General features: G+C 71.2%; 20 protein-coding genes. 17 read left to right on the top strand and 3 right to left on the bottom strand.

Going from position 1 to position 20,782, the window contains the following annotated elements:
- Positions 1-193 precede the first annotated feature (193 nt).
- The 5 genes from ACIBN2_RS16625 to meaB all read left to right on the top strand — a co-directional run bounded on the left by ACIBN2_RS16625 (position 194) and on the right by meaB (position 6,662).
- Positions 194-586: a hypothetical protein gene (locus tag ACIBN2_RS16625; protein ID WP_399135089.1), complete on the top strand. Its 393-nt coding sequence runs from the start codon at positions 194-196 to the stop codon at positions 584-586.
- A 450-nt stretch (positions 587-1,036) separates the two neighbouring features.
- Entirely contained in the window at positions 1,037-1,468 is a 432-nt protein-coding gene (locus tag ACIBN2_RS16620) for a hypothetical protein (protein WP_399135087.1), read from the top strand.
- Positions 1,469-1,681: 213 nt separating this feature from the next.
- Positions 1,682-3,484, top strand: a complete 1,803-nt coding sequence (locus ACIBN2_RS16615) for a methylmalonyl-CoA mutase family protein (protein WP_399135085.1) — start codon at positions 1,682-1,684, stop codon at positions 3,482-3,484.
- Entirely contained in the window at positions 3,484-5,667 is a 2,184-nt protein-coding gene (gene scpA, locus ACIBN2_RS16610) for a methylmalonyl-CoA mutase (RefSeq protein ID WP_399135084.1), read from the top strand. Before ACIBN2_RS16615 ends, scpA begins: the two co-directional genes overlap by 1 nt.
- Entirely contained in the window at positions 5,664-6,662 is a 999-nt protein-coding gene (gene meaB / locus ACIBN2_RS16605; RefSeq protein ID WP_399135083.1) for a methylmalonyl Co-A mutase-associated GTPase MeaB, read from the top strand. Before scpA ends, meaB begins: the two co-directional genes overlap by 4 nt.
- Positions 6,663-6,816: 154 nt before the next feature.
- On the opposite strand, the gene ACIBN2_RS16600 is transcribed toward meaB, so the two are convergent.
- Positions 6,817-7,794: a Ku protein gene (locus tag ACIBN2_RS16600; protein ID WP_399135082.1), complete on the bottom strand. Its 978-nt coding sequence runs from the start codon at positions 7,792-7,794 to the stop codon at positions 6,817-6,819.
- Between the two features lie 53 nt (positions 7,795-7,847).
- Here ACIBN2_RS16600 and ligD point away from each other — a divergent pair, with 53 nt between their 5' ends.
- Positions 7,848-8,729: a non-homologous end-joining DNA ligase gene (gene ligD, locus ACIBN2_RS16595; RefSeq protein WP_399135081.1), complete on the top strand. Its 882-nt coding sequence runs from the start codon at positions 7,848-7,850 to the stop codon at positions 8,727-8,729.
- A gap of 222 nt (positions 8,730-8,951) precedes the next feature.
- Here the strand turns inward: ligD and ACIBN2_RS16590 are convergent, their stop codons facing one another.
- Entirely contained in the window at positions 8,952-9,755 is an 804-nt protein-coding gene (locus tag ACIBN2_RS16590; RefSeq protein WP_399135080.1) for a nuclease-related domain-containing protein, read from the bottom strand.
- Positions 9,756-9,855: 100 nt separating this feature from the next.
- Between ACIBN2_RS16590 and ACIBN2_RS16585 the strand changes: the two genes are divergently transcribed.
- The 7 genes from ACIBN2_RS16585 to ACIBN2_RS16555 all read left to right on the top strand — a co-directional run bounded on the left by ACIBN2_RS16585 (position 9,856) and on the right by ACIBN2_RS16555 (position 16,339).
- Complete coding sequence (locus ACIBN2_RS16585) at positions 9,856-10,362, top strand: dual specificity protein phosphatase family protein (RefSeq protein WP_399135079.1); 507 nt, start codon at positions 9,856-9,858, stop codon at positions 10,360-10,362.
- A 69-nt stretch (positions 10,363-10,431) separates the two neighbouring features.
- The gene (locus ACIBN2_RS16580) at positions 10,432-11,172 is read left to right on the top strand and encodes a hypothetical protein (RefSeq protein ID WP_399135077.1); all 741 of its coding nucleotides are present in this window, start codon (positions 10,432-10,434) and stop codon (positions 11,170-11,172) included.
- Positions 11,169-12,407: an ATP-binding protein gene (locus tag ACIBN2_RS16575; RefSeq protein WP_399135076.1), complete on the top strand. Its 1,239-nt coding sequence runs from the start codon at positions 11,169-11,171 to the stop codon at positions 12,405-12,407. The genes ACIBN2_RS16580 and ACIBN2_RS16575 overlap by 4 nt, the downstream gene beginning before the upstream one ends.
- A gap of 109 nt (positions 12,408-12,516) precedes the next feature.
- Complete coding sequence (locus ACIBN2_RS16570) at positions 12,517-12,942, top strand: SH3 domain-containing protein (protein WP_399135075.1); 426 nt, start codon at positions 12,517-12,519, stop codon at positions 12,940-12,942.
- Complete coding sequence (locus ACIBN2_RS16565) at positions 12,888-14,297, top strand: FtsW/RodA/SpoVE family cell cycle protein (protein WP_399135267.1); 1,410 nt, start codon at positions 12,888-12,890, stop codon at positions 14,295-14,297. The genes ACIBN2_RS16570 and ACIBN2_RS16565 overlap by 55 nt, the downstream gene beginning before the upstream one ends.
- Positions 14,297-15,760, top strand: coding sequence for a peptidoglycan D,D-transpeptidase FtsI family protein (locus ACIBN2_RS16560; RefSeq protein WP_399135074.1), 1,464 nt, complete (start codon positions 14,297-14,299; stop codon positions 15,758-15,760). The genes ACIBN2_RS16565 and ACIBN2_RS16560 overlap by 1 nt, the downstream gene beginning before the upstream one ends.
- A gap of 45 nt (positions 15,761-15,805) precedes the next feature.
- Positions 15,806-16,339, top strand: coding sequence for a DUF3291 domain-containing protein (locus ACIBN2_RS16555; RefSeq protein ID WP_399135072.1), 534 nt, complete (start codon positions 15,806-15,808; stop codon positions 16,337-16,339).
- Positions 16,340-16,382: 43 nt separating this feature from the next.
- Here the strand turns inward: ACIBN2_RS16555 and ACIBN2_RS16550 are convergent, their stop codons facing one another.
- The gene (locus ACIBN2_RS16550; RefSeq protein WP_399135070.1) at positions 16,383-17,483 is read right to left on the bottom strand and encodes a ferritin-like domain-containing protein; all 1,101 of its coding nucleotides are present in this window, start codon (positions 17,481-17,483) and stop codon (positions 16,383-16,385) included.
- Positions 17,484-17,608: 125 nt separating this feature from the next.
- Between ACIBN2_RS16550 and ACIBN2_RS16545 the strand changes: the two genes are divergently transcribed.
- The 4 genes from ACIBN2_RS16545 (at position 17,609) to ACIBN2_RS16530 (ending at position 20,706) form a co-directional block, all read left to right on the top strand.
- On the top strand, positions 17,609-18,547 hold the full coding sequence (locus ACIBN2_RS16545) for a diiron oxygenase (protein ID WP_399135069.1): 939 nt from the start codon (positions 17,609-17,611) through the stop codon (positions 18,545-18,547).
- Between the two features lie 33 nt (positions 18,548-18,580).
- Positions 18,581-19,234 (top strand): TetR/AcrR family transcriptional regulator, encoded by a 654-nt coding sequence (locus ACIBN2_RS16540; protein ID WP_399135067.1) that lies wholly within the window; start codon positions 18,581-18,583, stop codon positions 19,232-19,234.
- Positions 19,235-19,244: 10 nt separating this feature from the next.
- Entirely contained in the window at positions 19,245-19,556 is a 312-nt protein-coding gene (locus ACIBN2_RS16535; protein ID WP_399135066.1) for a hypothetical protein, read from the top strand.
- A 103-nt stretch (positions 19,557-19,659) separates the two neighbouring features.
- The gene (locus ACIBN2_RS16530; RefSeq protein WP_399135065.1) at positions 19,660-20,706 is read left to right on the top strand and encodes an NlpC/P60 family protein; all 1,047 of its coding nucleotides are present in this window, start codon (positions 19,660-19,662) and stop codon (positions 20,704-20,706) included.
- Positions 20,707-20,782 lie beyond the last annotated feature (76 nt).

The raw sequence follows: 20,782 nt of genomic DNA, 5'->3' as shown, positions 1-20,782 counted from the left end.
GTGCCCAAAGACCCCGTCACCAGCGGAGACGCTGAGGCCGGGGTCTTTGCGTGTGTACCGGAAGCGCTGCTGTCTCCCACCCCTCCAAGACTGGTGCACCGAACAGCACAGACGCTTCCCCGGCCCACCCGCGACAGGCCACGGCCTGAATGCGGAACCGTCTATTCCCTGGGGCCCCGGGCACGCGGTGTGCATGGCATTGGCGCGTTCGCTTCCCGACGGCCCTGCCGAGTGGTGGATCTTCCTCGGCACGTTTGTTCTGTACGTGGTCGCCCGTTGGTTCTTCGCCTGGCAGCAGGCGCGCCGCGAGGGCGACAGACATCCGATGCGCGCCGCGTTGGCCGAGGAGGACGACCCGGACGCACTGAGAGCGGCATCGGTGGGTGGCTTCCGCTCCTACCGTCAGTTCTTCGGCTTCGCCGTCGGCACCCTCGCCGTGGTCCTGGTCGCCACGCTGACAGAGGGGCGGCTCCGTGTCGCCCTGCTGTGGATCGTCATTCCGATGCTGGTCATCGCCCTGTCCTACCTCGACTTCTGGCAGGCCCGGAAGGCGCGCTCAAGGACCGTTTGGACGGCCACGCGTTAGACGGTCACGCGTTCTGCGTTCTCGCCCCCGTCCCGGCGCGATGCCTTGACGGCGCGATGCCTTGACGACGCGTCGCGCCCCCGCGGGCGGCTACTCCCGGCCATCTCATCAACCGGACCGAACGGCCACCGCATGCGGGTCTTTCGGCCCCTGCTTCGGTCCGCCGGGGCCGCTGGATGGTCGAGGGGTGGCGCGATCGCGTCCACGCTGTACAACTGTCGGCTGGTGATGGCCATGCGCCGAACGCTTCTCCCCGCCCTGGTCCTGACCGTGGTTGCCGCCACTGCCACCGCCTGCGCCCCGCCGAGCACCGGAGGGACCGCCACCCCGTCGACATCGACATCGACGTCGGTGACCACGACCGTGGCCACAGCCACAGCCACAGCCACAGCCACGACAGCCCCCTCTCCCCCGCCGACCTCCGCACAGGGGCCACGTGGGCCCGGCGCCGTGGTCAGGGCCTACTACGACGCCATCAACGCGCACCACTACCGCACCGCCTGGAACCTCGGCGGCAAGCAGTTCAGCCCGACGTACGGCAGCTTCGTGGCCGCCTTCGCCGGCACGGCCCACGATCGCCTCCAGGTACTCCGGGTGTCCGGACCGACTGTGGCGGTCAGGCTGGAGGCCACGCAGACCTCCGGTGCGGTCAAGGTCTACAGCGGTACGTATCAGGTGTCGGGTGGAGTGATCACCGGCGCCAGCATGCGTCAGGTCGGGCTGTCCCCACCGAGCCGCACGCCGTCGTCTTCCCCGGGCGGCTTCGTGCACCCGGGTGCCTTCTGCTCTTCCGTGGGCGCGACCGGGTTCACCGACCGTGGGACTCCGATGGTGTGCTCGCTCAGGGCCGGCGACGACTACGCCCGGTGGCGGCACCGGTGAACGCCGTCGCATCACAACGCGGTGGCCGCAGCAGCAACCGCCGTCCCAAGCCGCCGTCCCAAAACCAGCCTCCCTGCACACCGCGCCGCCCGTCTCCAGCCGCTCCCCCGGTCGCCCCGGCACCCCCGGAGACCCACATCACAACCCGCAGGAGAACAAGCTCACAGCCGTTTCCTCTGCTGCTCCTTCGGGCGTCTGGCCTAGCATCCGAGCATGACGGTCCTGCCTGACGACGGGCTCTCGCTGGCCGCCGAGTTCCCTGACGCAACCCATGAGCAGTGGCAACACCTGGTGGCGGGTGTGCTGCGCAAGTCGGGCAAGGACGTCTCGGGTACGGCCGCTGAGGATGCTCTGTCCACTGCCCTGGAGGACGGGTTGCGTACCCGTCCTCTCTACACCGCGCGCGATGCCGCGCCCAATTCCGGTATGCCCGGGTTCGCCCCGTTTGTGCGAGGCGGTCGGCCCGAGGGCAGCACCGCCGGCGGCTGGGATTTGCGGCAGCGGCACACGACGGCCGCCGACGGCCTCGTGCTCGCGGATCTGGAGAACGGCGTCACCTCGCTCTGGCTGGTCCTCGGCGAGGGCGGCATCCCGGTGTCGGAGCTCGGGCGGGTTCTCGACGGTGTCTATCTCGATCTCGCTCCCGTCGTTCTCGACGCGGGAAGTGAAGTTCCCGCCGCCGCACGTGAGTTGCTGCGGATCTACGAGGAGCGCGGTGTCTCCGCGGACGCCGTCCGCGGCAGCCTCGGTGCCGATCCACTCGGGCACGAGGCTCGTACGGGGCGGGCGTACGACTTCGCCGACGTCGTACCCCTCGCACAGCTCTGCTCCGAACGGTACCCGGGGCTCCGCGCCCTGACCGTGGACGCGCTGCCCTATCACGAGGCCGGCGGCTCGGCCGCCCAGGAGCTCGGCTGTTCGCTCGCCACCGGTGTCGCCTGTCTGCGCGAGCTGACCGCGGCCGGGCTGACCGTCGAACAGGCCACCGCCCAACTGGAGTTCCGGTACGCCGCCACCGCCGACCAGTTCCTGACCATCACCAAGCTGCGCGCCGCGCGCCGGCTGTGGGCGCGGGTGACCGAGGTGTGCGGGGCGCCCGGTGCGCAGGTGCAGCATGCCGTCACCTCGCCGGTGATGATGACCCGGCGGGACCCCTGGGTGAACATGCTGCGGACGACGATCGCCACGCTGGCCGCCGGCGTCGGTGGTGCCGACGCGGTGACCGTGCTGCCCTTCGACGACGCGCTCGGCCTGCCCGACGCGTTCGCGCGGCGCATCGCCCGCAACACGTCGACGATCCTCATCGAGGAGTCGCATCTGGCCCGGGTCATCGACCCGGCGGGCGGCTCCTGGTACGTGGAGCGGCTGACGGACGAACTCGCCCACGCCGGCTGGGAGTTCTTCCAGCGGATCGAGCAGGCGGGCGGCCAGGCCGCCGCGTTGCGTTCCGGGCAGATCGAGCGGGATCTGGCCGCGACCTGGGAAGCGCGTGCCGGCAAGCTCGCCAAGCGGCGCGAACCCGTCACCGGAGTCAGCGAGTTCCCGTTCCTCGCCGAGCAGGCCGTCGTACGGGAGCCCGCTCCCGAGCCCCGGTCCGGCGGTCTTCCGCGCGTCCGTCGCGACGAGGCGTACGAGGCGCTGCGCGCCCGGTCGGACGCCCACCTCGCCGCCACCGGGTCCCGGCCGCGGATCTTCCTGGCCGCGCTCGGCCCGGCCGCCGCCCACACCGCGCGCCTCACCTTCGCCTCGAACCTCTTCCAGGCCGGCGGTATCGAGGCCGTGGCGGAGGGCACGTTCGAGGAGAGCGGCGCCACCGAGGTGTGCCTGTGCTCCAGCGACGCGCTGTACGAGGAGCGGGCCGCGACCGTGGCCGGCGAGTTCAAGTCGGCCGGCGCCAGGCATGTGTTCCTCGCGGGCCGCCCCGGGCAGTACGCCGATGTCGACAGTTACGTCTTCGCGGGCTGCGACGCCGTCGCCGTGCTGTCCGCCGCCCTCGACCGCATGGGAGTGTCCTGATGTCCGTCCCTTCCATTCCCGACTTCTCCGGGATCGAGCTGGGGACCCCGGCCACCGCCGGCGGCGCCGAGGAGTGGCGTACGGCGGTCAAGCAGGCGACGGGCGGGGACGAGCCGCTGTGGGAGACGCCGGAGGGCATCGCGGTCAAGCCGCTGTACACCGGGCGTGACCTGGAGGGCCTGGACTTCCTCGGCACGTACCCGGGTATGGCGCCGTATCTGCGCGGGCCGTACCCGACGATGTACGTCAACCAGCCGTGGACCATCCGCCAGTACGCGGGCTTCTCGACCGCCGAGGAGTCCAACGCCTTCTACCGGCGCAATCTGGCGGCCGGCCAGAAGGGTCTGTCGGTCGCGTTCGACCTGCCCACGCACCGGGGTTACGACAGCGATCACCCGCGCGTGACGGGCGACGTCGGTATGGCGGGTGTCGCCATCGACTCGATCTACGACATGCGGCAGCTCTTCGACGGCATCCCGCTGGACAGGATGACCGTGTCGATGACGATGAACGGCGCCGTTCTGCCGGTGCTGGCGCTGTACATCGTCGCCGCGGAGGAACAGGGCGTAGCGCCCGAGAAGTTGGCCGGGACCATCCAGAACGACATCCTCAAGGAGTTCATGGTCCGCAACACCTACATCTATCCGCCGAAGCCGTCGATACGGATCATCTCCGACATCTTCGCCTTCACCTCGCAGCGGATGCCGCGCTACAACTCCATCTCCATCTCCGGCTATCACATCCAGGAGGCCGGTGCCACGGCCGACCTGGAGCTGGCGTACACGCTCGCCGACGGGGTGGAGTACATCCGTGCCGGGCGTGAAGCCGGCCTGGACGTGGACGCGTTCGCGCCGCGGCTGTCGTTCTTCTGGGCGATCGGCATGAACTTCTTCATGGAGGTCGCCAAGCTTCGGGCGGCGCGGCTGCTGTGGGCGAAGCTGGTGAAGCAGTTCGACCCGAAGAACACCAAGTCCCTTTCGCTGCGCACCCATTCGCAGACCTCGGGCTGGTCGCTGACCGCGCAGGACGTGTTCAACAACGTCACGCGTACGTGCGTCGAGGCGATGGCGGCCACGCAGGGCCACACGCAGTCACTGCACACCAACGCGCTCGACGAGGCGCTCGCGCTGCCCACCGACTTCTCGGCCCGCATCGCGCGCAACACGCAGCTGCTGATCCAGCAGGAGTCGGGTACGACGCGGTCGATCGACCCGTGGGGCGGCAGCGCCTACGTGGAGAAGCTGACGTACGACCTCGCCCGCCGCGCCTGGCAGCACATCCAGGAGGTCGAGGCGGCGGGTGGCATGGCGAAGGCGATCGACGCCGGCATCCCCAAGCTGCGCATCGAGGAGGCCGCGGCCCGTACGCAGGCCCGGATCGACTCCGGGCGGCAGCCCGTCATCGGCGTCAACAAGTACCGCGTCGAGAGCGACGAGCAGATCGACGTGCTCAAGGTCGACAACTCCTCCGTACGGACGCAGCAGATCGAGAAGCTGCGGCGGCTGCGGGCGGAGCGGGACGAGACCGCGTGCCAGGACGCGCTGGACGCGCTGACGCGGGCCGCCGGGGGCGAGGGCAACCTGCTGGAGCTGGCGGTGAACGCCGCCCGGGCCAAGGCCACCGTCGGGGAGATCTCGGACGCGCTGGAGAAGGTGTACGGCCGGCACGCGAGCCAGATCCGTACCATCACCGGCGTGTACCGCAACGAAGCCGGGGAGTCGCCGTCCGTGGACCGTACCCGCACGCTCGTGTCCGCCTTCGAGGAGGCCGAGGGGCGCCGCCCGCGCATCCTGGTCGCCAAGATGGGCCAGGACGGCCATGACCGGGGGCAGAAGGTGATCGCGACCGCGTTCGCCGACCTCGGCTTCGACGTGGACGTCGGCCCGCTGTTCCAGACACCGGCCGAGGTGGCGCGTCAGGCCGTCGAGGCGGACGTGCACATCGTCGGGGTGTCGTCGCTGGCCGCCGGGCATCTCACGCTGGTGCCGGCGCTGCGCGACGCACTCGCCGAGGAGGGGCGCGAGGACATCATGATCGTGGTGGGCGGAGTGATCCCGCCGCAGGACGTGCCGACGCTGCTGGAGATGGGTGCGGCGGCCGTCTTCCCGCCCGGGACGGTGATCCCGGACGCGGCACATGATCTCGTACGGCGGCTGGCGGACGGCCTCGGGCATCAGCTGTGATCGAAGTCGACACGTATGTGAAGGGTGTGCTCGACGGGAAGCGTGCGATCGTTGCGCGCGCCATCACGCTCGCCGAGTCCACCCGTCCGCAACACCGGGTGCTGGCACAGCAGTTGCTGACCGAGCTGCTGCCGTACAGCGGGAAGGCGCGGCGGATCGGGGTCAGCGGGGTGCCGGGGGTCGGGAAGTCGACGTTCATCGACGCGTTCGGGACGATGCTGACCGGGCTCGGGTACCGGGTCGCGGTGCTGGCGGTGGACCCGTCGTCCACCCGCACCGGAGGCTCCATCCTCGGTGACAAGACGCGTATGGAACGTCTGGCCGTGGACCCCGCGGCCTTCATCCGGCCCTCCCCCACGGCCGGAACGCTGGGCGGGGTGGCCAAGGCGACGCGTGAGTCGATCGTCGTGATGGAGGCGGCCGGCTACGACGTGATCCTGGTGGAGACGGTCGGTGTCGGGCAGTCGGAGACCGCGGTCGCCAACATGGTCGACTCCTTCCTGCTGTTGACGCTGGCGCGCACGGGCGACCAGCTGCAGGGCATCAAGAAGGGTGTCCTGGAACTGGCCGACGTGATCGCCGTCAACAAGGCGGACGGGCCGCACGAGCGCGATGCCCGCGCCGCCGCGCGGGAGTTGGCGGGTGCGTTGCGCCTGATGCACGGCAAGGACGCCGCGTGGACGCCGCCGGTCCTGCACTGCAGCGCTCGCGAGTCGACGGGCCTCGAGACCGTCTGGGAGCGCGTCGAACAGCACCGCACCCTCCTCGACACCACGGGCCGCCTCGCCACCAAGCGCCGCGACCAGCAGGTCGACTGGACCTGGACCATGGTCCACGACGAACTCCTCGACCGCCTGCGCAACGACCCCTCCGTACGATCCCTCGCACCGAACCTCGAACAGCAGGTCCGCGACGGCGAGTTGACGGCGACGCTCGCGGCGGAGCGGATCCTCGCGGCGTTTCGGTGGGCCGAGGGGAGCGGGGCCACTCCCTGAGCCCGACGCCGGGGCGCCGGCGCCCCGAAGCTCGCTCGGAACGGGAACGTTTTCAGCTGGTCAGCACACTAGCGGGCTGGCCCGGTGGGCGTGTCGGTTGCGGATGGCGAAGACTGGCGGCGAGGAGCTCGAGCGTCGTAGGTGATGTCACGCTTCACGCCGTGCGCTTGCGTGACGTCGTCTTCTTCGCCGGGGTCTTCTTCGCCGCGGTCTTTTTCGCTGCCGTCTTCTTCGTGCTCTGTGTGGACTTCGCTGCCGTCTTCTTCGCCGCGGTCTTCTTGGCGGCCGACTTCTTCGCCTTCGAGCGTGGGAGGCGTGTGACTTCGGCATCCTTCGCGGGGGGTTCGCCGCGGGATTCCTTGGCGGCCTTGACGCTGTTCTCGAGGGCTGCCATCAGGTCGAGGACCTTGCCGCCCCGGGCCGGTTCGGGGGACTCCGGGGGCGCCTCGCCGGCCGCCTTCGCCGCCACGACCTCCTCCAGGGCCTCGCGGTACTCGTCGTGGAGTTCTTCGAGGTCGATCTCGCCCAGGGTGTCCATCAGGGCGTCCGCGAGGTCGAGTTCCTTGGCGTTGACCGTGACGTCCGTCTCCGGGGCGACGCCCTCGGGGGTGCGTACCTCGTCCGGCCACAGGAGGCCGTGCATGGCGATGGCGTCACCGACCACCCGCAGCATGCCCAGCCGTTCCTTGCCCCGTAGGGCGAACTTCGCGATGGCCACCTTGTGGCTGCGCTTCAGGGCCTCCCGCAGCAGGATGTACGGCTTGGCCGCCGGCGCGCCGCCCGCCGCGAGGTAGTACGCCGCGTCCATCTGGAGCGGGTCGATGCGGTCCGCCGGCACGAAGGCCACGATCTCGATCGTCCTGGCGGTGGGCAGCGGCAGGTGGGACAGGTCCTCGTCCGTGATCGGGATGATCGTGCCGCCCGCGTCCTCGTAGCCCTTGCCGATCTCCGCCCCGCTCACCTCCTTCTCCTCCAGCTCGCAGAACTTGCGATAGCGGATGCGACCGCCGTCCTCCACATGGATCTGACGGAAGGAGATGGAGTGGTTCTCGGTGGCGTTGACGAGCTTGATCGGGATGCTGACCAGGCCGAACGAGATGGCGCCGTTCCATATGGATCGCACGTGCAGCACCCTTTCGCTCTTTTTGCACCATTCCCTGCCGGTTTGCATGAGATTCTCATCGTATGACGCCGATCACGGAGGTGGCGGGAAGGCGCCTCGCGCTCAGCAACCTGGAAAAGGTGCTGTATCCCGCCACCGGATTCACCAAGGGCGAGGTGCTGCACTACTACGCCACCACCGCCGAGGCCCTGCTGCCCCACCTGCGGAATCGCCCCGTCTCGTTCCTGCGGTACCCCGACGGACCGGACGGCCAGGTCTTCTTCACCAAGAACGTGCCCCCGGGTACGCCCGACTGGGTCACCACCGCCGAGGTGCCGCGCACGGAGGGTCCGGCGCGGATGGTGCTCGTACAGGACCTGCCGAGCCTGATGTGGGCGGCCAACCTCGTCACCGAGTTCCACACGCATCAGTGGGTCGCCGGGGATCCGGGGGCCGCCGACCGGATCGTCTTCGACCTCGACCCCGGCGCGCCCGCCGACGTCGTCGACTGCTGCCAGGTCGCCCTCTGGCTGCGCGAGCGGCTCGCGGCCGACGGCATCGAGTCGTACGCCAAGACCTCCGGCTCCAAGGGGCTGCATCTGCTCGCCGCCGTCCGGCCGACCCCGTCCGAGCAGGTCAGCGACTATGCCAAGGGCCTCGCCGTGGAGGCGGAGCGCGCCATGCCCAAGCTCGTCCTGCACCGGATGACGCGCAGCCTGAGGCCCGGCAAGGTGTTCGTCGACTGGAGCCAGAACGCGGCCCGCAAGACCACCGCCACGCCCTACACGCTGCGCGCCCGGAGCGAGCCCACCGTCTCCGCACCGGTGACCTGGAGCGAGGTCGAGGCGTGCGGGGCACCGGCCCAGCTCACCTTCCTGGCCGCGGACATCGCCCCCCGCGTACAGGACTACGGCGACCTGCTGGCCCCGCTGCTCGACACGGACGGCGCCGGCTCACTTCCCTGACCCGGCTCACTTCCCCGACCCGGCTCACTTCCCCGACCCGGGTCGGCCCCACGCGGGCCGGACTCACTCGGATCAGCCCCCACGCGGGCCGGACCAGTCAGGCCAGATCTACTCAGGCCAGCGCCACGCGCCTCAGCCCCACCCGCCTCAGACCCACGCGCCTCAGACCCACCCGCCTCAGACCCACCCGCCTCAGACCCACCCGCCTCAGACCCACGCGCCTCAGACCCGCCTCCACGTCCGCCGGTCCCGCGCCATCGCGTGCAGCGCCTCCACGTCCGCCGGTTTCAGGACACCGCCGAGGCGGCTCAGGCCCGTGAGGTCCGTGTCGCGCAGCACGCGGACCTCGCGGAGCGGGGCCGGGACCGAGACGTCCGCGGGCTCCGTGAGGGCCAAAACCGGGTGGACCTCAGCCGTCAGCGCGTACGCCGCCCGGTCCGCGTCGGCGCGGACGCGGCGCAGCAGCGGCTCGGGCTCGCGGCGGCCCAGCGTGACCATGGGGTCCGCGACCGTCACCCGCTGCTTGCGGGCGTACAGCGTGTGGACGGCGTACAGACCGCCCGGGCCGATCGCCAGATGGTGGATGCGGTCGCCGCCGGGCAGCGGGACCGAGTGCAGGGCGTGCCAGCCCGCGCCGTCGAGGGCGTCCAGGGCCTCGCCGACCGACTGCTCCGCCGCCAGCGCCTTGCGGCGCGGGTCCGGGCGCAGCCGGTGGGCCGGGCCGGGTTCCCGGTCCAGGGCGATCAGCAGCGCCTCGCCGGGGCGGTTGGGCGCCAGGTCGTCGTCCGGGTGGAGGGAGAGCCGGGCCAGCTCGGCCGGGGTCGGGACCGGCGGCGGGCCGACCGTCACCGGGCCGGTGAGGAAGGGGCCCAGCGCTTTGAGCACGCCGTCCTCCTCGCCCTCGCTGAGCAGGTTGACCCGTGCGGCCTCGCGGTCGTACCAGGCGATGTTCCGCCCGTCCGTGTGGCAAACGTAGAGCCGCTCCTGGCCGTGTCGCCAGGACGGTATGACTCGCAGTCCGGTCATTGCGCCATCACCCCTGACCATGGGAACAGGCGGGGTGCTCCCCAGGCAAGAAGACGGCTACCTTTGGGAGGAGTTGGGAGGGGGACTTGGGGAGGCGTTGTTGCGTACCCGCAGGAAGCAGCCCGACGTACCGGCTCCGGACAGTCCATGGAGCGAGATCGTGCCCGGTCTGTGGATGGGCGGGCACCAGTTCAGGAACCGCACGGGCGATCTGGAGTTCGCCGTCGTACGGGACGAGTTCGATCTTGTGCAGACCCTGCTGAGACTGCCCGGACACGGGCCCGATCCCGGTGTGGAGCACCACGTCTGGGCGATACCGGACGGGCCGCTGGACGGCACGCAGCTCGCGGGCGTGATGCGTCTGGCACAGGCCGCGAGCGAGGCACTGGACGAGGGCCGCAAGGTCCTCGTCCGCTGTTACCACGGCTACAACCGCTCGGGGCTGGTGATCGCGCACGCCCTGGTGCGCCGCGGGCACTCCGCGGAGCAGGCGATCCGGCTGATCCGGTCCCGCCGCTCGCCGTGGGCGCTGCACAACGAGCTGTTCGTGGAGTATCTGCGGGCGGGGCTGCCGACGGCCCGGCTGCTGGAGGAGCTGGCGGAGTAGCGAGGTAATCGTTTCGCCGGACGAATAGGGTGGGCCGGGTCAGCGATCGTTACCAGCCACAGGAGTACTGTGCTCCGTTTCCGCGCCGCACGCACCGCGCTCGCCGTCGCCGTACTCGGCGCGCTGGCGTCGGGCTGCGGCGACGCGGGCGGGCTGAAGGGCGCGGGACCGGCCGCGACCGCGACCAGCCCGGCCAAGCTGTGGCCGAGCCTGACGCCCGCGTCCAGCCCGGCCTGGAAGTACGACAACGGCGACGCCGAGACCATGAAGGGCGTGACGGCCCCCGGCGGCGACCTGCGCAAGGTGGATCCGGCGGCGCTCGTGCGGGCGGAGATCGCCCAGCACCCGGACGACTACGCCGGCTCGAAGGCGCCGTACCGCGTCACGGTGCGCCGGATGGCCTACTGCGGCAAGGAGCCGGCGGACCCGAGGTGCCCCCTGCTCAAGCCGTACTACCGCGACATCACCGGCGACGGGCGCCCCGACCTGACGCTGGGCTTCCGGCTGCTGCCCGGCACCCAGACGGCCGTGCGCGTCTACACCGTCCAGGGCGGCCGGGTGATCCAGGTGATGTCCAACAACGACGCCGTGAGCGGGGTCGAGCTGGCCGGGCGCTCCGTGATCATCCATGCGCCGTCCGACCTCTCCGACTACGAGTACCGGTTCCAGTGGACCTGGGACCCGGATCAGCGGGTCATGCTGCTCACGCACGACGAGATGCTGCACATCGGCAAGCGCGAGCGCCCGTCGCAGCCGTCGGCGACGCCCTCCGTGGCACCCTCCTCCGCGTCCCCCTCGGCCACTCCATGACGGGACTCGGGCTCCCCCAGTGGGCCGGCACGCTCGCCGTGAAGGCGGCCGTCTTCATCACCGTGATGTGCTGCGCGCTCGCCGCGATGCTCGGCGTGCTCGTGCACGTCTCGGTCACCAACCAGACCGTCGGCCAGGCCCGCAGGCTCGCGCTGGCGCGGCTGTCGGACGCGACGAAGGCGTACGAGGCCGGGGACACGCTGCTGCCGGGCACGGGTGTCGATCCGCCGGGCCTGCCGAGGGCGCTGCGGGCGAAGGCGGTGGCCGGGGACCGCGGCACGATGGTCTCCGACCTGCACGGGCATCCCACGATGTGGGCGGCGGGTCCCGCCGACCGGCACCGGGCGCTGGCCGTCCAGGTCGACTACGCGCAGCAGTCCCGGACGATCGCCGGGCTCGACCGGGCGATCCTGTGGTCGTCGGGTCTGGCGATCGGGGTGACGCTGCTGATCGGCGCGTTCTCGGTGACCCGGGTGACCCGGCGGCTGCACGCCACGGCGCAGGTGGCCCGGCGGATCAGCGCGGGCGACCTGGACGCGCGCGTCGACGATCCCCGGACGAAGGATCCGACGCACCCTCAGGACGAGGTGGCCGCGGTCGCCGCCGCGCTGGACTCCATGGCGGCCTCGCTCCAGGGCAAGCTGCTGAGCGAGCAGCGGTTCACCGCGGACGTGGCGCACGAGCTGCGCACCCCGCTGACCGGGCTGCACGCGGCGGCCGAGCTGCTGCCGCCGGGGCGGCCGACGGAGCTGGTGCGGGACCGGGTGGCCGCGTTGCGCACGCTCACCGAGGACCTGCTGGAGATCTCCCGGCTGGACACCGGCCGGGAGCGGCTGGAACTCGACGCGGAGCAACTGGGCGCGCTGGCGGCCCGGGTGGTGCGCGCGTCCGGCACCGACACCTCGGTCGTCGTCCTGAAGGACGCCCGGGCGGAGACGGACCGGCGGCGCCTGGAGCGGGTCCTGGGCAACCTGGTCGCGAACGCCCACAAGCACGGACGCGCGCCCGTGTCCCTGACGGTCGACGGGCCGGTGGTGACCGTACGGGACCACGGCGACGGGTATCCGGACTACCTCCTCGAGCACGGCCCGCAGCGGTTCCGCACCGAGGGCGGCGCGAAGGGGCACGGGCTCGGGCTGACCATCGCCGCGGGCCAGGCGGAGGTGCTGGGTGCGCGGCTGACGTTCGCGAACGCCGTGGACGGCGGGGCCGTCGCGACGCTGACGCTCCCGTAGGACCGCGGGACGGGTGCGCTCCACTGGCCCACCACGACGCGCGACCCTCCAGCACTGCTCCTAACGTGGCGGTTAGTCAGCTTCGCCCCCATTTGTGGAGGTATCGGCAATGTCCCTGCGCACCCTTCTCACCCGCGTCGCGATAACCACCGCCGCCGGCGCTCTCATCACCTCCGTGGCCGTCGCGCCGGCGCTCGCGGACGACGACTGGGACGGCGGTGGCGGCGACTCCTCGGCCGGTTCGGCCGGTTCGGACCAGCACGACGGCTGGGACCAGGGCGGCGACCAGGGCGGCGACCAGCACCACTCCCAAGGCGTGGTCACCGCGGGCGAACTGCTGCTGCGCAGCGCGCCGAACCGCGGCAGCCAGGTGATCCGCGTGGTCCACCGCGGCCAGCGGGTCTCCATCTTCTGCAAGACACCGGGCCAGAGCGTGCAGGGCAACAACCTCTGGTACCTCCTCACGGACGGGACATGGGCATGGGGTTCGGCCCGCTACATCGAGACGATCGGGACTCCGCCGCGCTGGTGCTGACGGCCCGGGAGCAGGCAGGTTCCGCCGTACGCGCGGTCCGCCTGCCCCGGCGCCGCGGCATCGAACTCGCCCTCGTCGTCATCGCCGTCCTGCTCTCCGTGTACGGCTACTGCGCCGTCGGCCTCGCCAGGACCGGCACCGTCCCGCCCGGCGCCGCGGGCTACGGCGCCGGGCTCGGCGTGCTCGCGCTCCTCGCGCACACCGCGGTACGGCTGCGCGCCCCGTACGCCGATCCGCTGCTGCTGCCCATCGGCGTCCTGCTCAACGGTCTCGGTCTGGTGCTGATCTACCGGCTCGACCTGGAAACCCCGCACGACCACGCGGCCCCCACCCAGCTCGTGTGGTCCACGCTGGGCATGACCCTGTTCACCGTGATCGTCCTGATGCTCCGCGACCACCGGCTGCTCCAGCGCTACGCCTACGTCTGCGTCGTCGCCGCCCTCGCCCTGCTGCTGCTCCCGATCCTCTTCCCGGCCGTCAACGGCGCCCGCATCTGGATCCGGATCGCCGGATTCTCCATCCAGCCGGGCGAGTTCGCGAAGGTGCTGCTGGCGGTCTTCTTCGCCGCGTACCTCGCGGCCAACGGCAACGCGCTCGCCTACGCCGGCCGCCAGATCTGGCGGTTCCGGCGTCTGCAGCTCCCCACCGGCCGGGTGCTCGGCCCGATCCTCGCCATCTGGCTGCTGAGCGTCGGCGTGCTGGTGCTGGAGCGCGACCTCGGCACCTCGCTGCTGTTCTTCGGCCTGTTCGTGGTCCTGCTCTACGTCGCCACCGGCCGCATCGGCTGGATCGCCGTCGGCCTGCTGCTGGCGGCCCTCGGCGCGGTGGCCGTCGGCTGGCTGGAGCCGCATGTGCACGGCCGGGTCCAGGACTGGCTGCACCCCTTCGCGTCGATCGACGCCGGCCAGGGCCCCAACCAGATCGCCCAGTCGCTGTTCGCCTTCGCCGCGGGCGGAGCCCTCGGCACCGGCCTGGGCCTCGGCCACGGGATTCTCATCGGCTTCGCGGCGAAGTCCGACTTCATCCTCGCGACGGCCGGCGAGGAGCTGGGCCTGGCGGGCCTGTCCGCGCTCTTCCTCCTCTACGGCCTCCTCGTGGAGCGCGGCTTCCGGGCCGGACTCGCGCTGCGCGACCCCTTCGGCCGGCTGCTGGCGGTCGGGCTGGCCTCGATCGTGGCGCTCCAGGTGTTCGTGATCGCGGGCGGGGTGACCGGCCTCATCCCGCTGACCGGCATGGCGATGCCGTTCCTCGCGCAGGGCGGCTCGTCGGTGGTCACCAACTGGGCGATCGTGGCACTGCTGATCCGGGTGAGCGACTCGGCACGCAGCCAGTACGACGGGCAGGCGGTGCCCTGATGACGAAGCACATCCGGCACGCCGGCTTCTTCTGCGTCCTCCTGCTGGCCGCGCTCCTGGTCAACGCGGCCCGCATCCAGATCGTCAAGGCCCGCTCCTACGACGACAACCACGCCAACCGCCGCTCCCAGATCGCCCGTTACCACCAGCCGCGCGGCGACATCCTGGTCGGCGGCGAGCCGGTCACCGGCTCCCGGGACTCCGGCGAGCAGCTCCGCTACGAACGGACGTACCGGGACGGCCCGTTGTACGCACCCGTCACCGGCTTCGCCTCGCAGGTGTACGGCACGACCCTGCTGGAGCACGTCAAGGACTCGGTCCTGTCCGGCACCGACCCGGCGCTCTCGCCGTTCCCCCTGGTGAACGGCCTGACGCGGGCCCGCAGCCGGGGCGGCGACATCGTGACGACGCTCGACCCGGCGGCCCAGCGGGCGGCGTACGAGGGACTCGACGGGCGCAAGGGCGCGGTGGCGGCGATCGAGCCGGCGACCGGCCGGGTGCTGGCGCTGGTGTCGAGTCCCTCCTACGACCCGAGCGCGCTGTCGGGGAACGCCGCGGCGACGGCCCGCTCCTGGGCGCGGCTGAACGCCGATCCGGACAAGCCGATGCTCAACCGGGCGGTGCGGCAGACGTATCCCCCGGGGTCGACCTTCAAGGTGGTCACCGCGGCGGCGGCGCTGGACGCCGGCGTCGTCACCGATCTCGACAAGCCGACCGACTCGCCCGACCCCTATCCGCTGCCGGGCACCCGGACCACCCTGATGAACGAGGGCGACGGATGCGGGGACGCCCCGCTGCGGGACGCCTTCGAATGGTCCTGCAACACCGTGTTCGCGAAGCTCGGCGTGGACGTGGGCATGGCGAACATGGCGAGGACGGCGCGGGCCTTCGGCTTCAACGACACGCGGCAGCGGATCCCCTTCTCCGTGGCGCCGAGCACGTTCGACACCTCGATGGACCGGGCGCAGCTCGCGCTGTCCTCGATCGGGCAGTACAACACGCGGGCCACGCCGCTGCAGATGGCGATGGTCGCGGCGGCGGTGGCGAACCGCGGGCAGGTGCGCTCGCCGTACCTGGTGGAGCGGACGACCACGAACGAGGGCGCGACGGTGGCCACGGCGGGTTCGCGTCCCGCACGCGCCGCGATGCGCCCGGAGACGGCCGACCGGATGAAGGAGCTGATGGAGGACGTCGTGACGGAGGGCACCGGCACGAACGCCGCGATCCCCGGCGCGATCGTCGGCGGCAAGACCGGCACCGCCCAGCACGGTATCGGCAACGCCGGGATTCCGTACGCCTGGTTCGTGTCGTGGGCGCAGGCCGAGGGAGATCAGAATCCGAAGGTCGCGGTCGCCGTGGTGGTGGAGGACGGCTCGGCGGAGCGCGGGGACATCACCGGGGGCGGGGTGGCGGCCCCGATCGCCCGGGGTGTGATGGAGGCGGTGCTGAACTCCAAGGAATGAGACGGGGGTTACGGCCCGGCCGGCTCCCGACCTAACGTTCGGTACATGACTTCGGCCATCGGATACGAACTCGCCCAGGTGAACATCGCCCGTCTCAAGGCCCCGCTGGATTCCCCGCAGTTGAAGGACTTCGTCGACAGCCTCGACCCCGTGAACGCCGATGCCGACACCGCGGACGGTTTCGTCTGGCGCCTGGAGGGCGAAGGCGGCGACGCGACCGATGTGGCCGTCTTCGGCGACGAGTGGCTGATCATCAACATGTCGGTGTGGCGGGACACGAACGCACTGACCGCGTTCATGTACCAGGGCCGCCATCGCGAGATGCTGGCCCGTCGGCGCGAGTGGTTCGAGCGGATCCAGGAGGCGATGGTGGCCATGTGGTGGGTGCCGGCCGGGCACCGCCCGACGGTCGCGGAGGCCGAGGCGCGGCTGCTGCACCTGCGCGCCAACGGCCCCACGCCGTACGCCTTCACGCTGCGGACGCCGTTCCCGGCGCAGGGCGCGGAGCCGGTGGCGCTGGAGGTGCCGGTGGCGCCGGTGGTGCCGGTGGTGCCGGACGGGCTGGGCTGCTCGGTCTAGCGCCCCGCCGGCCGGCGCCCCGCCGCTCTAGCGTCCCGCCGCTCTAGCGTCCCGCCTCGATCGCGTCCGTCACCTCGGCCACGCGCTCCTGCTCCTCCGCGGCGAAGCGTTCCGCGTCCAGCTGTTCGGCGATCTCCTCGTCCTGGGCCATCAGCAGGTCCAGGTTGGAGTCGCCGAGTTCGAAGACGCCCATGTCGACGTACGCCTCCTGCAGGCGCTTGCCCCACAGGCCGATGTCCTTGACGCAGGGAACGATGCGGGAGAAGAGCAACTTGCGGAACAGCGCGAGGAATTCGGACTGCTCGCTGTACTCCTCCGCCTCGGCCTTCGGGATGCCGAAGTTCTCCAGGACCTCGACCCCGCGCAGCCGGTCGCGCATCAGGTAGCAGCCCTCGATGACGAACTCCTCGCGCTCGCGCAGTTCGGCGTCGCTCAGCTGCTTGTAGTAGTCGCGCAGCGCCATCCGCCCGAAGGCCACGTGCCGGGCCTCGTCCTGCATGACGTAGGCGAGGATCTGCTTGGGCAGGGGCTTGTCGGTGGTGTCCCTGATCATGCCGAAGGCGGCGAGGGCCAGGCCCTCGATCAGGACCTGCATGCCGAGGTAGGGCATGTCCCAGCGGCTGTCGCGCAGTGTGTCGCCCAGCAGGGACTGGAGGTTGTCGTTGATCGGGTAGAGCATCCCGACCTTCTCGTGCAGGAAGCGGCCGTAGATCTCCGCGTGCCGCGCCTCGTCCATCGTCTGGGTCGCCGAGTAGAACTTCGCGTCCAGGTCCGGGACCGACTCCACGATCCGCGCCGCGCAGACCATCGCGCCCTGCTCGCCGTGCAGGAACTGGCTGAACTGCCAGGAGGCGTAGTGCTTGCGCAGCTCGCCCTTGTCCTTCTCGGTGAGCTTCGCCCAGTGCTTGGTGCCGTACAGCGACATCGACTCGTCCGGGGTGCCGAGCGGGTCGCACGGGTCGACCTCCAGGTCCCAGTCGATCCGCTTCTGCCCGTCCCACTGCTTGTCCTTGCCCTTCTGGTACAGGGCGAGCAGACGGTCCCGGCCGTCGTCGTACTCCCAGCTGAACCGGGCAGCGCCGTTCGCAGGTACCTGCCAGTGGGGGTCACCGGGATCCATGGCGTACAGGTCGAAAGTCGGCATGCCCGCAGGCTCACACGTGGTAGACGCGGGGTCAACAAGTCGCGCACAGGGGATTGACGAGCTTGCTGACAAGCAGTCTCATAACCGATGGAGGACGTGACCCCCGGTAACAAGGTGGATGAACCATGACGATCCTGACGGAAGCGGACGCGCTGGAAGGGCTGCGCGACGCACTCGGAGCGCTCAAGGACCGCGAACAGGTGGCCGAGCGGCTCCTCGCCTCCTCCGCCAAGCACTCCTTCGACCCGGACAAGGAACTGGACTGGGACGCGCCCTTCGAGGAGGGCAAGTGGTTCTGGCCGCCGGAGCTGGTGTCGCTGTACGACACCCCGATGTGGAAGCGGATGAGCGAGGAGCAGCAGATCCTGCTCTCCCAGCACGAGGCCGCGGCCCTCGCCTCGCTCGGCATCTGGTTCGAGATCATCCTGATGCAGCTGCTGTGCCGGCACATCTACGACAAGGCGGCCACGAGCGCGCACGTGCGGTACGCGCTCACCGAGATCGAGGACGAGTGCCGGCACTCGAAGATGTTCGCCCGGCTGATCTCGCACGGCGGCACCCCCTGGTACCCGGTCTCCCGGGCGCACCAGAACCTGGGCCGCCTGTTCAAGACGATCTCGACCACGCCCGGGTCCTTCACCGCGACACTGCTCGGCGAGGAGGTCCTCGACTGGATGCAGCGGCTGACCTTCCCGGACGAGCGGGTGCAGCCTCTGATCCGCGGCGTCACACGCATCCACGTGGTCGAGGAGGCCCGGCACGTGCGGTACGCCCGCGAGGAGCTGCGGCGGCAGATGATGACCGCGCCGAGGTGGTCGCAGGAGTTCACGCGGGTCACCTCCGGTGAGTTCGCGCGGGTCTTCTCCGTCGCCTTCGTGAACCCCGACGTCTACACGAACGTGGGACTGGACAAGCGGGAGGCCATGGCGCAGGTGAAGGCGAGCGGGCACCGGCGGGAGGTCATGCAGACCGGCGCGGGCCGGCTGACCGACTTCCTGGACGAGATCGGGGTGCTGCGCGGCGTGGGACGCCGGTTGTGGAGGTCGTCCGGTCTCCTGGCGTAGGAGACGTGCAGGCGGGCGGTTACGCTGCGAGGCATGACCCCGCCCGCCGCCACCCCCGCCTACCGCCGCCTGAGCGTCGAGGAGCGACGCAGTCAGCTCCTCGACTCCGCGCTCGGGCTCTTCGCGCACCGCGCCCCCGAGGACGTCTCCCTCGACGACGTGGCGGAGGCGGCCGGGGTGTCGCGGCCGCTGGTGTACCGGTACTTCCCGGGCGGCAAGCAGCAGCTGTACGAGGCGGCGCTCAGGTCGGCCGCCGACGAACTGGAGAAGTGCTTCGACGAGCCGCGGGAGGGCTCGCTCCTCCCCCGGCTGGCGCGGGCCCTCGACCGCTATCTGGCGTTCGTCGACGAGCACGACGCCGGATTCAGCGCGCTGCTCCAGGGCGGCAGCGTGGTCGAGACGTCCCGTACGACCGCCATCGTGGACGGCGTGCGCCGGGCCGCCGCCGAGCACATCCTCAGCCACCTGGGCGTCACCGGCCCCGGCCTGCGGCTGCGCATGACCGTGCGGATGTGGATCACCGCGGTCGAGGCTGCGTCCCTGATCTGGCTCGACGAGGACAAGCAGCCGCCCCTGGACGAGCTGCGGGACTGGCTGGTCGACCAGTTCGTGGCCGTGCTCTCGGTGACCGCGGGCCGGGACGCCCAGACCGCCGCGCTGGTGCAGGCGATGGCGAAGGATGTCTGACACTGGTGCCGTGAAGAGCGAAGACACCCCGTTCGAGGGCGGCCCGCTGGACGGCCGCGTCCTGCCCGTCCTCGTGGGCCCCACCGGGCACCCGCCGAAGACGTACCGCATCCCGATCCCGGACGCCGCCGGCGGCCCGCCCACCATGGTCGTCTACCGGCGGGTCCAGCGCGGCCACAGCAGGCGGCTCGGACTGCCCCAGGGCTGGAAGTACGAGTACGACCCCACCGGCAGGGTCGACAGGCCGAAGTGGCCGTGGTCCAAGCCGGAGGTCAGGCCGGACGCCACGCCGGGCGGCGGGCCGGACGACACCGACGGGTGACGAGGTTGCGCCGAACCGCGCACACCCGGCGCGTGTCCGCGGCGCGGCCGTCAACACCTCACTGTGCGGAGCGGAAGGGCTGCCCCGCACCGGAGGTGATGGCGTGTCAGGAAAGGTTCTCCGTCTGGTGTGCACGGCGGCGGTGACCGCCGGCTGCGTCCTCGCGCCGCTGCCCGCCACGGCCGCGCCCCCGCCCGATCCCGGCGGCGCCGGCGTCGCACAGCAGCTGACGGACCTTCAGCAGCTGTACCGGCAGGCCGAGCAGGCCACCGAGACCTACGACGCCACCGCGGAGAAGCTGAAGAAGCAGCGCGCCGAGGTGGCCCGGCTGGACGGCGCGCTCGCCAAGGTCCGCCTCTCGCTCCAGGACAGCCGGGGCGCGGCGGGGCGGCTGGCCCGGCAGCAGTACCAGAACAGCACCGACATCTCCCCGTACGTACGGCTGCTGCTCGCCCGCGATCCGCAGCAGGCGCTCGACCAGGGCCATGTGATCGGCCGGCTGGCGCGGGAGCGGGCCGAGACGGTGGGCCGGCTCACCGGCACCGAGAAGCGGGCCGGCGCGCTCGCGCGTGCCGCCCGTAAGGCCCTCGACCAGCAACTCTCCCTCGCCGCACGGCAGAAGAAGGACCGGGACGACGTCCAGGGGCGGCTGAAGAAGGTCGAGGAGCTGCTCGTCTCCCTCACCCCCGAACAGATCTCCGCGCTGGGCGAGTTGGAGAAGAGCGGGGTCGACAAGGCGCAGCGGACCCTGGTCGCGTCCGGAGCGCTGGACGACAACCGGCCGCCCTCACCGGAGGGCGACCGCGCGGTGCGCTACGCCGTACGCCAGCTCGGCAAGCCGTACCGGTGGGGCGCCGAGGGCCCGGCGTCCTACGACTGCTCGGGCCTGACGTCGAAGGCCTGGGACCGGGCGGGCACCCCGATCCCGCGCACCAGCCAGGAGCAGTGGGCACAGCTGCCGAGGGTTCCCCTCGAGCAGCTGCGCCCCGGTGACCTGGTGGTCTACTTCCCCGAGGCCACCCACGTCGCGATGTACGTGGGCCGCGGCATGGTCATCCAGGCCCCCCGCACCGGCGAGAAGATCAAGGTCTCCCCGATCGCGACCTACCCGATCCTCGGAGCCCTGCGTCCGGACGAGCGCGACACCTAGGGCCTGTCGTTTGGATCATGCCGGCGTCGCGGGGTATGACACGCACATCTGCCGCGTTGTCGTCAGTCGCCGACGC

It is taken from the genome of Streptomyces sp. NPDC050534 (assembly GCF_044457745.1).
In the GTDB taxonomy this organism is placed as follows: Bacteria; Actinomycetota; Actinomycetes; order Streptomycetales; family Streptomycetaceae; genus Streptomyces.
This window is presented reverse-complemented; position numbering and strand designations above follow the sequence as displayed.

Bases quoted from the DNA above. Each gene is read 5' to 3' on its own strand.
- ACIBN2_RS16625 (WP_399135089.1), top strand. From the start codon at position 194: ATGGCATTGGCGCGTTCGCTTCCCGACGGCCCTGCCGAGTGGTGGATC.
- ACIBN2_RS16615 (WP_399135085.1), top strand. From the start codon at position 1,682: ATGACGGTCCTGCCTGACGACGGGCTCTCGCTGGCCGCCGAGTTCCCT.
- scpA (WP_399135084.1), top strand. From the start codon at position 3,484: ATGTCCGTCCCTTCCATTCCCGACTTCTCCGGGATCGAGCTGGGGACC.
- ligD (WP_399135081.1), top strand. From the start codon at position 7,848: ATGACGCCGATCACGGAGGTGGCGGGAAGGCGCCTCGCGCTCAGCAAC.
- ACIBN2_RS16590 (WP_399135080.1), bottom strand. From the start codon at position 9,755: ATGACCGGACTGCGAGTCATACCGTCCTGGCGACACGGCCAGGAGCGG.
- ACIBN2_RS16575 (WP_399135076.1), top strand. From the start codon at position 11,169: ATGACGGGACTCGGGCTCCCCCAGTGGGCCGGCACGCTCGCCGTGAAG.
- ACIBN2_RS16570 (WP_399135075.1), top strand. From the start codon at position 12,517: ATGTCCCTGCGCACCCTTCTCACCCGCGTCGCGATAACCACCGCCGCC.
- ACIBN2_RS16565 (WP_399135267.1), top strand. From the start codon at position 12,888: ATGGGGTTCGGCCCGCTACATCGAGACGATCGGGACTCCGCCGCGCTG.
- ACIBN2_RS16560 (WP_399135074.1), top strand. From the start codon at position 14,297: ATGACGAAGCACATCCGGCACGCCGGCTTCTTCTGCGTCCTCCTGCTG.
- ACIBN2_RS16555 (WP_399135072.1), top strand. From the start codon at position 15,806: ATGACTTCGGCCATCGGATACGAACTCGCCCAGGTGAACATCGCCCGT.
- ACIBN2_RS16550 (WP_399135070.1), bottom strand. From the start codon at position 17,483: ATGCCGACTTTCGACCTGTACGCCATGGATCCCGGTGACCCCCACTGG.
- ACIBN2_RS16545 (WP_399135069.1), top strand. From the start codon at position 17,609: ATGACGATCCTGACGGAAGCGGACGCGCTGGAAGGGCTGCGCGACGCA.
- ACIBN2_RS16540 (WP_399135067.1), top strand. From the start codon at position 18,581: ATGACCCCGCCCGCCGCCACCCCCGCCTACCGCCGCCTGAGCGTCGAG.